The 14870-nt window shown below is 64.2% G+C and carries 11 protein-coding genes; 3 read left to right on the top strand and 8 right to left on the bottom strand.

Going from position 1 to position 14870, the window contains the following annotated elements; genetic code table 11:
- Window positions 1–35 precede the first annotated feature (35 nt).
- The 3 genes from RN346_RS16625 to tkt are packed head-to-tail and all read right to left on the bottom strand — an operon-like array spanning window position 36 to window position 3137.
- Window positions 36–758 carry an LrgB family protein gene (locus tag RN346_RS16625; RefSeq protein WP_263585737.1) on the bottom strand — a complete coding sequence of 241 codons (723 nt, stop codon included), beginning with the start codon at window positions 756–758 and terminating at the stop codon, window positions 36–38.
- 12 nt (window positions 759–770) lie between these two features.
- Window positions 771–1115 (bottom strand): CidA/LrgA family protein, encoded by a 345-nt coding sequence (locus RN346_RS16620; protein WP_263585738.1) that lies wholly within the window; start codon window positions 1113–1115, stop codon window positions 771–773.
- Window positions 1116–1148: 33 nt separating this feature from the next.
- Entirely contained in the window at window positions 1149–3137 is a 1989-nt protein-coding gene (tkt, locus tag RN346_RS16615) for a transketolase (protein WP_263585739.1), read from the bottom strand.
- A 273-nt stretch (window positions 3138–3410) separates the two neighbouring features.
- Here tkt and metK point away from each other — a divergent pair, with 273 nt between their 5' ends.
- Together metK and ligB are read left to right on the top strand one after the other, a co-directional pair.
- Window positions 3411–4631 (top strand): methionine adenosyltransferase, encoded by a 1221-nt coding sequence (metK, locus tag RN346_RS16610; RefSeq protein ID WP_263585740.1) that lies wholly within the window; start codon window positions 3411–3413, stop codon window positions 4629–4631.
- 114 nt (window positions 4632–4745) lie between these two features.
- Window positions 4746–6500: an NAD-dependent DNA ligase LigB gene (gene ligB, locus RN346_RS16605; protein WP_311961734.1), complete on the top strand. Its 1755-nt coding sequence runs from the start codon at window positions 4746–4748 to the stop codon at window positions 6498–6500.
- Between the two features lie 11 nt (window positions 6501–6511).
- On the opposite strand, the gene RN346_RS16600 is transcribed toward ligB, so the two are convergent.
- The gene (locus RN346_RS16600) at window positions 6512–7447 is read right to left on the bottom strand and encodes an AEC family transporter (protein WP_311961733.1); all 936 of its coding nucleotides are present in this window, start codon (window positions 7445–7447) and stop codon (window positions 6512–6514) included.
- A 136-nt stretch (window positions 7448–7583) separates the two neighbouring features.
- Between RN346_RS16600 and metF the strand changes: the two genes are divergently transcribed.
- Window positions 7584–8426, top strand: coding sequence for a methylenetetrahydrofolate reductase [NAD(P)H] (metF, locus tag RN346_RS16595; RefSeq protein ID WP_263585743.1), 843 nt, complete (start codon window positions 7584–7586; stop codon window positions 8424–8426).
- A 197-nt stretch (window positions 8427–8623) separates the two neighbouring features.
- On the opposite strand, the gene RN346_RS16590 is transcribed toward metF, so the two are convergent.
- From RN346_RS16590 to prlC, 4 genes are all read right to left on the bottom strand, one after another.
- Entirely contained in the window at window positions 8624–10825 is a 2202-nt protein-coding gene (locus RN346_RS16590) for a TRAP transporter fused permease subunit (RefSeq protein WP_311961732.1), read from the bottom strand.
- Window positions 10826–10913: 88 nt separating this feature from the next.
- Window positions 10914–11903 carry a TAXI family TRAP transporter solute-binding subunit gene (locus RN346_RS16585; protein WP_263585745.1) on the bottom strand — a complete coding sequence of 330 codons (990 nt, stop codon included), beginning with the start codon at window positions 11901–11903 and terminating at the stop codon, window positions 10914–10916.
- A 347-nt stretch (window positions 11904–12250) separates the two neighbouring features.
- Window positions 12251–12499, bottom strand: coding sequence for a YheV family putative zinc ribbon protein (locus RN346_RS16580; RefSeq protein WP_263585746.1), 249 nt, complete (start codon window positions 12497–12499; stop codon window positions 12251–12253).
- A 96-nt stretch (window positions 12500–12595) separates the two neighbouring features.
- Window positions 12596–14644 carry an oligopeptidase A gene (gene prlC, locus RN346_RS16575; protein WP_311961731.1) on the bottom strand — a complete coding sequence of 683 codons (2049 nt, stop codon included), beginning with the start codon at window positions 14642–14644 and terminating at the stop codon, window positions 12596–12598.
- Window positions 14645–14870 lie beyond the last annotated feature (226 nt).

Here is a 14870-nt window from a genome sequence, read left to right as displayed (position 1 = left end):
CAGGCGGCCGTAAACTCGCGTGATTCTAGCGTATTTCATGGCTTGGCTCCTACCAGGTGCCAGGCAAGCGGCAGCAAAAGCGCGGTGAAAATACCCGTAAGGCTCATGCCGAGCGACGCGAAGGCGCCGGCGGTGGGGCTTATTTCGAACGCCCGCACGGTGCCGATCGCGTGGCCGTTGAGTCCCAGGGTAAAGCCGATGACGCGCTCGTCCTCGATCTTCAAAAGTTTCGCCGCCGGGCCGGTGAACGCCGCCGTGGCCACGCCGGTCACCAGCAGCGCGCCGAGCATCAGCGCCACCGAGCCGCCAATTTGCTCGGTGATGCCGATGGCGATCGGCGCGGTGACCGATTTGGCGGCAAGCGAGGCGAGAATGTCCGGTGGCGCGCCCAGAAGCCAGGCAATGCCCAGGGCATAGCAGGCGGCCAGGGTGGCGGCGATGGGTAGGCAAACGGCCAGCTCGCGCCACAACGCGCGGATGTGCGGTAGCTGCTGATAAAGCGGCATGCCCAGCGCCACCGTGGCCGGGCCCAGCAGCAGGGTCAGCCACAGCGCCCCTTCGCGATAGCGCGGGTAGGGCAGATCGATCAGCGCAAGCGTGGCGGCGAGCAGGAGCGCGGCGATCAGCACCGCCGGCAGCCAAGCGGGCCGTTTCAGACGCACGAACAGGGCGTTGGCGACGATGAACGCCGCAAGCGTTAGAGCCACGGCGAACAGCGGCGACGCGGCGAGCGTCTCGAGCAAACCGTCAGCGTTCATGGCGACCTTCCATCATGATCTGTCCATCAGAGCCTTGAGCAGCCAGAGAGTGCTCGCCACGCTTGCCAGCGTGCCGAGCACCAGCGCGGCAAGAATTACCGACCACTGACCCTGGAGGTCGTCGATGATGAAGAACACCCCAACGACGCCGGGCATGATCAGCATCGCTAAAAGCGCGATCAGCGGCTGGGCCGCGGCGGCCAAAGGGGCCGGGACGCGGCGAAGAAGCATCAGCGTGGCGGTGAGCAACAGCATTCCCACCACGCCGGAGGAGACGGGCAGACCGGAGAGGCGAATGACCGCCTCCCCGATCAGGTAGTAGCCGACCAGCCACAAGAAACCGGTTAGTGCGGGCATCCGGGCGGCGGCTCCTTGCTGCGCGCGACGGGATCAGCCCAGCAGTTCACGGGCCTGGTCGACGATGTTGTCCACAGTGAAACCGAAGTGCTTGAACAGATCGCCGGCTGGCGCAGACTCACCAAAGGTGGTCATGCCGATCACGCGGCCATCGAGGCCCACGTACTTGTACCAGTAATCAGCGTGGGCGGCTTCGATCGCGATGCGCTTGCTCACCGCGCGTGGCAGGACGTGCTCCTTGTACTCGGCGTCCTGCTCGTCGAAGCGGTCGGTCGAGGGCATCGATACCACGCGCACCGCGCGGCCCTGACCTTCGAGCGCGGCGGCCGCGTCCATGGCCAGCGCCACTTCCGAGCCGGTGGCGATCAGAATCAGCTCCGGAGTGCCCTCGGCATCCTTCAACACGTAGCCGCCGCGCTGAATCTCGGCAAGCTGCGACTGAGCGCGGGCCTGGTGCGGTAGGTTCTGGCGCGAGAGCACCAGCGCCGTGGGCCCTGAGCGGCGCTTGAGCGCGGCATCCCAGGACGCCATGGTCTCGACGGCATCGCAAGGGCGCCAGGTCGAGAGGTTCGGCGTGGTACGCAGGTTCGTGAGCTGCTCGATCGGCTGGTGGGTCGGGCCGTCTTCGCCAAGGCCAATGGAGTCGTGGGTGAAGACGTAGATCGCCTGATTACCGATCAGAGCGGCCATGCGTACGGCGTTGCGCATGTACTCCATGAAGATCAGGAACGTGGCGCCGTAGGGGACGAAGCCGCCGTGCAGAGCAATGCCGTTCATCACCGCGCCCATACCGAACTCGCGCACGCCGTAGTGCAGGTAGCTGCCGCTCGGGTCTTCTGCAGTGATTGCCTGGGTGCCTTCCCAGTAGGTCAGGTTCGACGGGGCCAGGTCGGCGCTGCCGCCCAGAAGCTCCGGCATCTGCGGGCCGATGGCGTTGAGCGCGGCAAGCGATGCCTTGCGCGAGGCGATGCTTTCGCCTTTCTCCTGCGCCTTTTCGATCAGCGCTTCGGTGCCGAGCTCGGCGGGCAGTTCGCCCTTCATGCGGCGCTTGAACTCGCGGGCGAGTTCCGGGTGGGCGTCAGCGTAGCGCGCGAAGCGCTCGTTCCAGGCATCCTGCTGCTTTTTACCCGCCTCACGGGCGTCCCAAGCGGTGTAGATCGGCTCGGGGATATAAAACGGCGCGTGCTCCCAGCCGAGCTGCTTGCGCGTTGCCGCCACTTCGTCGTCGCCGAGCGCGGCGCCGTGGGACTCTTCCTTGCCCTGCTTGTTGGGCGCGCCGAAGCCGATGATGGTCTTGCAGATGATCAAACTCGGCTTGTCACTCTGTTTGGCGAGTTCGATGGCGGCCTTGATCTCTTCCGGCTTGTGGCCGTCGACGTTGGGCACCACGTGCCAGCCGTAGGACTCGAAGCGCTTGGCGGTGTCGTCGGTGAACCAGCCCTCGACTTCGCCGTCGATGGAGATGCCGTTGTCGTCATACAGCGCGATCAGCTTGCCAAGCTGCTGGGTGCCGGCAAACGAGGCCGCTTCGTGGGAGACGCCTTCCATCAGGCAGCCGTCGCCGAGGAAACACCAGGTGTGGTGGTCGACCACGGTGTGGCCCGGGCGGTTGAACTGCGCGGCCAGCGTGCGCTCGGCCAGGGCAAAGCCCACGGCGTTGGCAAACCCCTGACCGAGCGGGCCGGTCGTGGTTTCGATGCCCGGCGCGTAGCCGAATTCCGGATGGCCGGCGGTGGGCGAGTGGAGCTTGCGAAATGACTGCAGGTGCTCGAGGCTCACGTCGTAGCCGGTGAGGTGCAACAGCGAATAGAGCAGCATCGAGCCGTGCCCGTTGGAGAGCACGAAGCGGTCGCGGTCGGCCCACTTCGGATCCTCGGGGTTGTGCTTCAAGTAGTCGTTCCACAGCACCTCGGCGATATCCGCCATGCCCATGGGGGCGCCGGGGTGGCCGGAATTGGCCTTCTGGACGGCATCCATGGAAAGGGCGCGAATGGCGTTGGCCAGCTCAAAACGGGACGGCATGGGGGGCTCCTCGCCTGAAGACGGAAAACAGGGATCAGAAAACATCGATATAACAGCGAGAATATCGATGCGAAAACCAGAAAGGGGGCTATTGTCGCTGACTTCAAGGGCCTCGGCAAATTATAGGCACGCCTTATGGGAACGCGCCTTGCTTGCGTGTAAACTCCACCGTTTGCGGCGGCGTCGCCGCGTTACCACTCCGGCAGGGTGCCTCCTGCCGCGATTTTTTTGATGCTGTCAGCCGGCAGCCGTCGTACGAGGGCCGAGCGCGTAATGAGCGAATATTCCCTGTTTACCTCCGAATCCGTTTCCGAGGGGCATCCCGATAAAATTGCCGACCAGATTTCCGATGCGGTGCTGGATGCGATCATCGCCCGGGACAAGCAGGCGCGCGTGGCCTGCGAAACCCTGGTCAAGACCGGTGTCGCGATCATCGCCGGCGAGATCACGACCTCCGCCTGGGTCGACCTGGAAACCCTGGTACGCGACGTGATCACCGATATCGGCTATACCTCGTCACAAGTGGGCTTCGACGGCGCGACCTGTGGCGTGGTGAACCTGATCGGCAAGCAGAGCGTGGAGATCGCTCAGGGCGTCGATCGCACCAAGCCCGAAGATCAGGGTGCCGGCGACCAGGGCCTGATGTTCGGCTACGCCACCAACGAAACCGACTCCTACATGCCGGCGCCGATTCATTACTCGCACCGCCTGGTGGAGCGCCAAGCGGAGCTGCGTAAAAACGGCATGCTGCCTTGGCTTCGCCCGGACGCCAAGAGTCAGGTGACCTTCCGCTACGACGCGCAGGGTCAGCCCTGCGGCGTCGATGCGGTGGTGCTCTCGACCCAGCACGACCCGGAGATCGCCCAGGAAGACCTGCGCCACATGGTGCTGCGCGAGATCATCGAAGAAGTGCTGCCCGCCGAGTGGCTCGACGAGAACACCCAATACCACATCAACCCGACTGGCAAGTTCGTCATCGGTGGCCCGGTGGGCGACTGCGGGTTGACCGGGCGTAAGATCATCGTCGACACCTACGGCGGCATGGCCCGCCACGGCGGCGGCGCGTTCTCGGGCAAGGACCCCTCAAAAGTGGACCGCAGTGCGGCCTACGCCGGTCGCTACGTGGCCAAGAACGTGGTCGCGGCGGGACTTGCCGACAAGTGCGAAATCCAGGTGTCGTATGCCATCGGCGTGGCCGAGCCGACCTCGGTCTCGATCGACACCTTCGGCACCGGCAAGATCGATGACGCTCGCATCGTCGAGCTGGTACGCGAGCACTTCGACCTGCGCCCCTACGCGATCACCACTATGCTCGATCTGCTGCACCCGATGTATCAGCTCACCGCCGCCTACGGCCACTTCGGCCGCGAGCCCTTCGAGCACCGCTATGAGTGGGTGGACGACAAGGGCGAGACGCAGGTCGAGACCTTCACCGCCTTCCCCTGGGAGAAGATCGACAAGGCGGACGCGCTCAAAAGCGCCGCCGGCCTCTAGGCCCGCCCCGCGTTCGATCCAGCGCCCTCGGCTTTGCCGGGGGCGTTTTTTTATGGGCGAAAGTCCCACGGCTGCCCTAGGCTTTTAATGAATAGTGAGCTTCGGGGCCGAGTCATGACGATCAAAAGGCGTACGCTTTCCTCTTTGTTGACGCTAGCCGTACTGTCCCTGCTGGCCTTTGGGGTTCGCGCCGATGACTGCCCGCCCTGGCCCGATGAGCGGCTCACACTCGAAACCCAGGCCCTGGCCGAGCAGATCACGCTGTGGGATTTGAGCTACCACGGCGAAGGCGTGGCGCTGGTCAGCGATACGCTGTATGACCAGGCCGCGGCGCGTTTGGCGCAGTGGCAGCGCTGTCTCGGGCAAACGCCGCAGCACCGGCCGCTCGAAAACGCTCTGCCAACCGGTGCCACGCGTACCACGTCCACGCGCACGGTTTCCACGCCTACCCTGCCTGCTTCCGCTGAGCGTACCACCTCCACCCGCGCCCATCCGGCGGCGCAGACCGGGCTCGATAAAACCGACGAGGAGGGCGTGCGCCGCTTCACTACCCGCCGCGACAATCTCTGGATTCAGCCCAAGGTCGACGGGGTGGCGGTCACGCTCCACTATGAGGCCGGCGAGCTGATCGATGCGGTCAGCCGCGGCGATGGCGAGCGCGGCCAGAACTGGACCCCGCGCGCGCTGGAGCTGCCCGCGGTGCCCAACCGGCTGCCCCGGCCCATCGACGCGATCCTCCAGGGGGAGCTCTATTGGCGCCTGAGTGACCACGTTCAGGCCCTGGCGCCGGAGAGCGGTGCCCGGGGGCGGGTGGCCGGCGTCATGGCCCAGCGCGCGCCGAGCGCGGAGACGCTCGAGCGTATCGGGCTCTTCGTCTGGGATTGGCCGGACGGCCCGACGGACATGGCCACTCGGCTTGACGCGCTTCGAGCGCTCGGCTTCGACACCGCGGCCTATACCCACCGCCTCGATGAGCAGCACGATGCCGCCTACTGGCGCGAGACCTGGTTCAACGCACCGCTGCCATTTGCCACCGACGGCGTGGTGATCAAGCAGGCCGAGCGCCCGGGCATCCAGAGCTGGTCGAGCTCGCCGCCGAGCTGGGCGGTGGCCTGGAAGTATCCGCCAAGCCAGGCGCTGGCGCAGGTGCGCGGCGTCGAGTTTCGCGTCGGCCGCACCGGGCGGGTGACGCCGCTTCTGCACCTCTACCCGGTCGAGCTCGACGGGCGGCGCATTGGCCGGGTGTCGCTGGGCTCGCTCGATCGTTGGCGCGAGTGGGACGTGCGCCCCGGCGACCAGGTCGCCGTCGAGCTCGCCGGGCTCACCATCCCTCAGGCGCGCGAGGTGGTCTGGCACACCCGCGAGCGCGCCGAGCTCACCCCGCCGGCGCCCGAGCGCTATCATCTCTTGAGCTGCTTTTCGCTGACGCCAGGCTGTTTCGACCAGCTGCTGGCACGGCTGACGTATCTTGGCGAGCGGCTCAACATGCGCGGGGTGGGTGAGGGCACCTGGCGCGCGCTGTTGGAGGCGGGGGCGGTGAACGAGCTTTTGGGCTGGCAGCAACTGAGCCGCGAGGGGCTCATGCAGGTCTCCGGCATCGGGGAGGCGCGCGCCGAAGCGCTCTTGAGCGCGTTTCGCCAGGCGCGCGGCGCCTCCTTCGCGACGTGGCTGGACGCTCTCGGCGTGCCGCCGGGGGCAAACGCGCGCCTGCAGGATTGGGAAACGCTCAAGGCGTTGAGTGCCGACGAGTGGCAGGCCCGGCCCGGCGTCGGCCCCGTGCGCGGTGAGGCGCTGGCGGCGTTTTTCAGCCATCCCGAGCTTACGCGCATGGCGATTCAGCTGCGCGCCGTCGGCGTAGCGGGTTTTTGAGCAGCGCCTTTCTAGCCGAGCCCGGTGAGTGACAGCATCACGCCCAGATAAAGCGGTATCAAAAGTGGGGCCAGCAGCGTGCTCGTCAGCACCGCAAGCGCCCCCTTTTGCGGCTCGATCCCAAGCTCCATGGCGACCACCACCACGTTGGAGGCCATCGGCACCACGCTCAACAGCAATAGCGCCAACGCCAGCGTCGGCGAAAGCCCCAGGAGCGCATCGAGTACCAGTACCCCAATGAGCATCAGCGTCGGCCACAGCACGTAGCGAAGCCCCAGGCACGCCAGCACGAAGCGCGTATCCCAGGCCGCAAGCCGCGCCTGGCTCAAGGTCATGCCGATGATCATCATGCCCAGCAGCGTGTAGCTTGCCGGGAACACCGAAAGCGACTCCATCACCGGCGCGGGCAGGCGTATCGAGAGCGCGCCGAGCAAAAGCGCCAGGGCGAAGGCGTAGAGAAGCGGCAGGCGGCTGATCTTGATGAGGCTCTGGCGCACCGAGAACTGGCCGCGCGCGCTCAGGTAAAAGCCCACGGTGAACTCGTAGAGATTGATGCCCAACATGCAGAAGAGATAGAGCGTCACCCCCTCTGGCGGTAACAAAATCAACGCGATGGGCAGGCCGAAGTAGCCGGTATTGCCGGTGCCCGAGGAGAACGCCAAAAGCGCCGCTTCATGAGCGGCGAAAACGCGCCGGCCGAGCGCGTTGACCGCTAGCGCCAGGGTGCTGGTGAAGAGAAAAAGCGCCAACGTTAGCGTCAAATACTCGGCGGTCGGGTCACCGTTCATCAGCGCTCGAAAGACGGTGAACGGCGCGATCACGTAGACCAGCAGCGTGGCGATGGGCTGCGGATTCACCTTGAGCCGTTTGGCCGCAACGAAACCGAGTGCCACGAAGCTCAGAAGTGTCAGCAAAGGGCCCGCAAGCGTTGCAAAGGAGAGGTCCATGAGGTTTTCCAAAGGTTAAAGGCCGCGACTATGAATCAAATTAACGTAGCGCCGTGGAATCTTTCATTAGCCGCGCCCCGGCTCAGCGGCGACAATAGGCCACATTATCACCTTTATAGCCCCCGCGAGGCCCGTCATGAGCAGCCAGGAACATCCGTTAGGTATCAGCTTCGAGTTCTTTCCGCCGAGCACCGAGGCCGGGCGCGAGAAGCTGATTCACGTGCGCGATGCGCTGGCCGCCACCAACCCGCGCTTTTTCTCGGTCACCTACGGCGCCGGTGGCTCTACCCAGGCGCGCACCCAGGACATCGTTCGCCGGGTGAGCGAAAGCGGTATCACTACCGCGCCCCACCTCTCCTGCATCGGCAGTGAAAAGGCGCAGCTGCGCGATCTGCTGGCGCAGTACCGCGAAGAGGGTGTGGAGAGCCTGGTGGCGCTGCGCGGCGATCTGCCCTCGGGCATGGCGAGTATCGGCGAGCTGCGCTACGCCAACGAACTGGTCGAGTTCATCCGCGCGGAAACCGGCGATCACTTCAACATCGCCGTGGCCGCCTACCCGGAGTCGCATCCTCAGGCGGCCAACCTCGAGCGCGACGTGGAGAATTTCGCGCGCAAGATGAACGCCGGCGCCGACATGGCGATCACCCAGTACTTCTTCACCGCCGACGCCTACTTCCACTTCGTCGAGCGCGCCCGCGCCCACGGTGTCACCCAGCCGATCATTCCGGGCATCATGCCGATCACCAACTACACCAAGCTGGCGCGCTTTTCCGATGCCTGCGGCGCCGAGATTCCGCGCTGGATTCGCAAGCAGCTCGAATCCTTTGGTGACGACCACGAATCGATCGCCGCTTTCGGTACCGATGTCGTTACCCGGTTGTCGCAACGCCTGCTCGACGGCGGTGCGCCGGGCCTTCATTTCTACACCCTGAACCAATCCGCTCCGGTGCTGAAGGTCGTGAATAATCTGGTCGGCTAACGCGTATCGGAGAATATGTTGAGCAGGGGGGCGCCGTATCGAGTAACCCTCCGCGGGGCGCTATGAATACCTCCCTGTACGCTACTTTCGCCATCCCTGGCGAAAAACCCCCGCTACGGGTCACTCGATACGGCTACTCATAAAAAACGCCCGTCTGGCGAACCAGGCGGGCGTTGTCGTTTTACGCGATTCACTTTCTATGACGAAGTGCTGGTCGACGGTGTGTTGTCCCTCTGGCGCCGCTGCATCAAAAACAGCGCCGCGGCGATGGCAAGGCCCAACGCATCGGTATAGATGCCGCCGTAGATCAGAAAAATCGCCCCCACCAGCATCACCACCCGCGCCGCGCCGTTGACCGGCCCGAAGAACCACTTCTGCACCATGCCCGAGAGCAGCACGATACCGAGCGTGGCGGTCACGCCGACGCGCAGTATCTGTAGCGCCGAGCCTTCCATCAGCATCGCCGGGCTGTAGAAGAACATGAACGGCACGATAAACGCCGCCAGCCCGATCTTGAACGACGCCACCGAGGTACCCATCGGGTTATCGCCGGAGATGCCCGCCGCCGCGTAGGAGGCCAGCGCCACCGGCGGGGTGATTGCCGAGACCACCGCGAAGTAGAACACGAAGAAGTGTGCTACCAGCGGCTGGATGCCGATATTGATCAACCCGGGCGCCACCACCGACGCCGCGACCGCGTAGGCGGCGGTGGTCGGCATGCCCATGCCCAGCAAAATGCTGATCAGCATGGCGAACACCAGCGCCAAAAGCTGGCTGACGCCGGCAAGCCCCAATAAGAGCGAAGAGAAGCGCGCGCCGACGCCGGTCAGCGAAATGACGCCGACGATCAGCCCGGCGCAGGCGCACACGGCGATGATCTGGATCGACATGGTGCCGGCGAGCTGCAGCGCTTTCAAAATCGCTTTCGGCCCCATCTTGTTCGGTGAAATCCAGCTCACTACCGCCGCCGAGGCGGTCGCAAGCGTGCCCGCGCGAATCACCGAGTAGCCCATGAACAGCGCTGCGATCAAAATGATGATCGGCGCGAACAGGTACACCTGCTTTACCAGACGCGAGAAGCGCGGAATTTCGTCCTTACGCATGCCGCGCATGCCCTTGCGCGCCGCCTCGAAATCGACCATGAAGTAGATCGACGCGAAGTAGAGCACCGCGGGAATGATCGCGGCGATGGCGATCTCGGTATAGGGAATGCCGGTCACTTCCGCCATGATAAAGGCGCCCGCGCCCATGATCGGCGGCATGATCTGCCCGCCGGTAGAGGCCGCCGCCTCGATGGCGCCGGCGCTGCGCGCGGGATAACCCACTTTCTTCATCAGCGGAATGGTCAGCGAGCCCGTGGAGACCACGTTACCCGCCGAGGTGCCGTTGATCATGCCCATCAGGCCCGAGGCGAAGATCGAGACCTTGGCCGGGCCGCCGCGCGCGCGCCCGGCGGCGGCGAAAGCGAAGTTGACGAAGTAGTCGCCCACTTTGGAGGCCTGCAAAAACGCCGCGAAAATGATGAACAGGATGATGTAGGTCGAGGAGACCGCGGTGGTCGGGCCGAGAATCCCGGCGTCGGTGTAGACCTGGCTGAAAAAGCGCTGCACCGATAGCCCCGGATAGCCCAGAAAGCCCGGTAGATAGGGCCCGGCGAAAACGTAGACCAAAAAGACGGCGGAGATCACCACCAGCGCCAGGCCCGCCACACGCCGGGTCAGCTCCAGAATCAGCAGCGAGCCGGCGATCGCCGCCCAGGAGATGCCGATTGGCGCAAAGGAGGTGCCGGTCGAGGCACGCATGGGCGAGTTGTACATCAGCAGTAAATAGCCGGCGCTTGCCAGCGCGCACACCATCAGGACCAGATCCGCCGGGTTGAAGCGATCACGCTCCAAGCGAAAGCCCCAGGAGAGCACGATGGCGGCAGCGGTGGTGGCCATCAGCGGATAGCCGAAGTGCCAGTTCTCCACGGCGGGGTCGATGCGCATGGCGCCGCCGGCCAGCGTCTGCTGCATCAAGAATACCTGCACCAGCGTATAGGCCGCCGGAATCAGCAGCGCGAACCCCAGCGCCTTGAGCCACGCGGGCGAGGCGTGGGTCCCGGCCTCGGCAAAGCGGGCGCCGGCGAAAAGCCCGTACCCGAGAATCAGGGCGCCGGCGATGTGGATGATACGAAACGACCAGGTTTCGATTGGGTAGACGTTCAGCGAAAACAGGTGAAATCCCGAGTAGAGAATCGCGAGCGTCGCAAAGAGCAAAAACTGCCAGCCGGTAAAGACGCGCCGGTTGGCTTCGACCACTTCCTCGTCGACGCCATCGGCGATCGTCGCGCTCGAGGCCGCGGTGACGTGACCTTCATCCTTGGCATCAAATGGGGGGGAGTCGGCGTTATGACTCATGCAAGGTCACCTTCAGTCATCGGTAAAAGGGAGAGGCAAAACGGCCCCGCGCGGCATCGCCGGCGGGGCAAAAAGCGAGCGGGTCGGCTTACTTGATCAGGCTGTCGTCGATCTCATAGCCGTTCTCTTCGAACCAGCGCGCCGCCCCCGGGTGGAAGGGCAGCACGGTGTTGTGCACGACGTTTTCCGGCACGGTGGTTTCGGCGCTGCGGTGAATCGAGCGCATGCGGTCGTTGTTCTCCATGGTCACCTTGGTGACTTCGTAGATGAAGTCCTCGGGCAAATCGCAGCCCGCCATGGCGAAGTTCCACATGGAGACGACCGGGGAGTCTTCCTCGAGCGTGGTGTAGGTGCTCGCCGGAATGTCGTACTCCGCGACCGGGTAGTTGTCGAGCACGGTAGCGCGCTCTTCATCGGTGAAGGAGATGATGTTGACGTCGGTCTGCACTTCGAGCTGGCTCACTGCCGGAATCGGGATGCCTGCGGCGAAGGCGATGACGTCCAGCAGGCCGTCCTGGAGCTGGCCGCCGAGATCCGACCAGCCGCCGTTACGGCGCTCGAAGTTCACGCCCAGGGTTTCCAGCATCGCCGGGAAGTAGGTGTCCGAGGTGGAGGCCGCCGGGCCAAAGCCGATGCGCGCGCCGTCGGGAATGTCGGAGATCGACTCGATGCCGGAGCTTGAAAGCGCGGTAATCGAGAACGGCGTTTCGTACATCGGGAACAGTGCGCAGACGTTATCCATCTTGAGCCCCGGCGCCAGCGGGCTTTCGCCGTTCACCGCATCGGCGGCCGGGCCCATGGTGGTCAGTCCGAAGGCCATGTCGCCGGAGTGCACCAGCGCCAGGTTTTGAGTCGGACCGCCGGTCACTTCGCCGCCGCCGGAAAGGCCCAGCTCATCGGCGATGAAGTTGGCCCAGCCGGAGCCGTAGACGAAGTAAGTGCCGCCCTGACTTGCGGTACCAACGGTGAAGTTGTCTGGCCAGCCGGCGCGGTCTTCCTCGGCGCTGGCGCTACCGGCAGCGGCAACGAGGGTGGCGCTTGCGAGCATAAGCGCGGTTTTGGGCATGAGTTGGCGCATGGCGAGAATTCCCTGGCGGTTATTGAGGTTTTTGTAAAACGGCTTTTGAAACAAGGCAGCAATGGCCCGGTTAAACAGCCTGTTTAGAGCGATCCTCGTGCCAGGTAATGTCCCTTTATTTGTTTTCAGTTAGTTACGACGTTTTCCTTCAACTTTGGTCGAAACCGAAGAAGCGGGATGTGGCTGGATATTCGCACAGACGCCGGGTTCAGACGTGCGAAAAGCCGCACACTCGGGTGCGAGGCCACTCGAATGCGAGGCCACTCGGATGCGAGGCGCGGTCGTCAATGCGTTACTGGATGGCGTAAGCGCCAGTCAGGCAGGCTGGCGTCAGACAAAAGCTCGGGTCAGGATTTTCTTTTGGGGTCGAGAATCCGCACCGGCTGGACGTCCTGGCTCTTTTGCTCCTCGCGTACCTGGTTGACCCGGGTGGTCAGCTCCGAGGAGTTTTCGTCTTCAATGGGGAGCTGCTCGAAAAAATCGCAGCTCACGCACTCGCGATAGCGAATGCCGTTCTGCTCCCAGGCGCGGATGCGGTCCATGGCCGCGCAGCGCGGGCAGGTGACGCCAGCGATAAAGCGTTTCACACTCGACATGGTCTCTCCCGAGCGCGGCGGCTTGCCGCGCTCCTTGGTCGTTGAAAAGAGGTCGTTGAAAAGAGGTCGTTGAAAAGAGGTCGTTGAAAGGGCGCGTCAGGCGGCGCGGATACCGCTATGGCGCAAAAGCGGCTCGACGCTCGGCTCGCGTCCGCGAAACGCCTCGAACAGTTCGGCGGCATCCACCGCGCCGCCCTGTTCAAGAATCTGCTGGCGAAAGCGGGTGCCGGTGGCCGGATCGAAAATGCCCGCTTCCTCGAACGCACTCCAGGCGTCCGCCGAGAGCACTTCTGCCCACTTGTAGCTGTAGTAGCCCGCCGCGTAGCCGCCGGCGAAAATGTGACTAAAGCTGTTCTGGAAGCGGTTGAAGTCGACCGTGGGTACGACCGAGGTTTGGCGGCGTACCTCATCCAGAAGCGCCTGCACGTCATCGGCACTCGGCGCTTTGAGTTCGTGATGCAGGCGCAGGTCAAAAAGCGAGAACTCGAGCTGGCGCATCATGCCCATGGCGGACTGGAAGTTTTTCGCCGCCAGCAGGCGCTCGAACAGCGCCTCGGGCAGCGGCTCGCCGCTCTCGACGTGGCCGGAAAGCAGGTCGATGCCCTCGCGCTCCCAGCAGTAGTTCTCCATGAACTGGCTGGGCAGCTCCACCGCGTCCCAGGCCACGCCGTTGATGCCGGAGATATCGGCGATCGACTGGCGGGTGAGCATGTGATGCAGGCCGTGGCCAAACTCGTGAAATAGCGTGGTGACTTCGTCGTGGGTCAAAAGAGCGGGCTTGTTGCCGACCGGGGCGGTGAAGTTGCAGGTCAAAAACGCCACCGGCAGCTGCAGGCCGTCGACGCCTTCGCGGCGAACGCGGCAGTCGGCCATCCAGGCGCCGCCGCGTTTGCCTTCGCGGGCGTAGAGGTCGAGATAGAAGCCGGCGATCGGCGTGCCGTTCTCCAGAATGTTGAAAAAGCGCACGTCCGGGTGATAGCGCGGCGCCTGCGCGTCCTCCTCGACCTGCAGGCCGTAAAGACGCTCGAGCACCTGGAAGAGCCCGTCGACCACGCGCGGGGCGGGGAAGTAGGGGCGAAGCTGCTCCTGGTTGATCGCATAGCGCGCCTCGCGAAGCTTTTCACTGGCGTAGCCGACATCCCAGGGCTTCAAGGTGTCGATGCCGAGCTCCTCGCGGGCAAAGCGGCCAAGCTCCTCGAACTCCTCCTCGGCCTGGGGTTTGGCACGGCGGGCCAGGTCGTTGAGAAATTCTTCTACCTGGCCCGGCGAGTCCGCCATTTTGGTCGCCAGCGACAGATCGGCGTAGGTATCGAAGCCGAGCAGCTGGGCCAGCTCCTGGCGCAGCGCGAGAATTTCCTCGATCAGCGCGGCGTTGTCGAAGCGTCCCGCGTTCGGGCCCTGGTTTGAGGCGCGGGTGACGAAGGCGGTATACACCTCTTCGCGAAGCTCGCGGCGGTCGGCATAGCTGACCACCGGGAAAAAGCTCGGGAAATCGAGGGTGATGCGGTAGCCCTCGACGCCCTTCGCCTCAGCGATGGCTTTCAGCGTCTCGCGGGCACTTTCGGGCACGCCGGCCAGTTCATCAACGCTTTCGATATCCTTGTGCCAAGCCTGAGTAGCGTCCAGCACGTGGTTGGAGTACTGGTTGGAAAGCTGTGAGAGCCGCGCCTGGATCTCGCCGTAGCGCGCCTTTTTATCCGCGGGCAGATCAACGCCTGCCAGGCGGAAATCGCGCAGGGCGTTGTCCACGGCGCGCTGTTGGCCGGCATCGAGGTTCGACCAGGTGGGCTCCTGCTTGAGCGCTTGCCAGGCGTGAAAGAGGCCTTCGTGCTGGCCTACCCACGTACCAAAGGCGGAGAGCTTTTCGATGCACGCCTCATAGGCCTCTCGAAGTTCCGGCGAGTTCATGGTGCTGTTGAGCTGGCTGACCGGCGACCACGCGCGGGAAAGGCGGTCGTTGACCTCCTCCAAGGGGGCTGCGAAGTTCGCCCAGGTCGGCGGCGTGTGACGTGCCTGGTCGACGAGGGACTCGATGGCCGCACGGCTTTCGTCCAAAAGCGTGTCGATCGCCGGGAGTACGTGCTCGGCGCGAATATCGGCGAAAGGGGGGAGCGTTTGTGTCTCAAGCAGGGGATTTTGGGACATGGACACCTCGTTGAAAATTAAAGGGCGCGATCAGAAAGCGATCATGACACAGTGCGGGCGATGCCCCGCGCTTTCAATGGCGGCGGCGCTATTAAGCGGCGGCTGCGCGGGCGCTCACAAAGCGCTCGAGGCGCTTCATGGCGGGTTTGACTGACCATTGGCCTTTACGTAGGCGCCTGCTAGGCTTGCCGACTTTCACTACGATCTTCGATACCCATTTTTCGAG

Source organism: Halomonas sp. PAMB 3232 (assembly GCF_031954225.1).
Classification (GTDB): Bacteria; Pseudomonadota; Gammaproteobacteria; order Pseudomonadales; family Halomonadaceae; genus Vreelandella.
The sequence above is the reverse complement of the archived record's forward strand: the minus strand, read 5'-3'. Positions and strand labels throughout refer to the sequence as shown.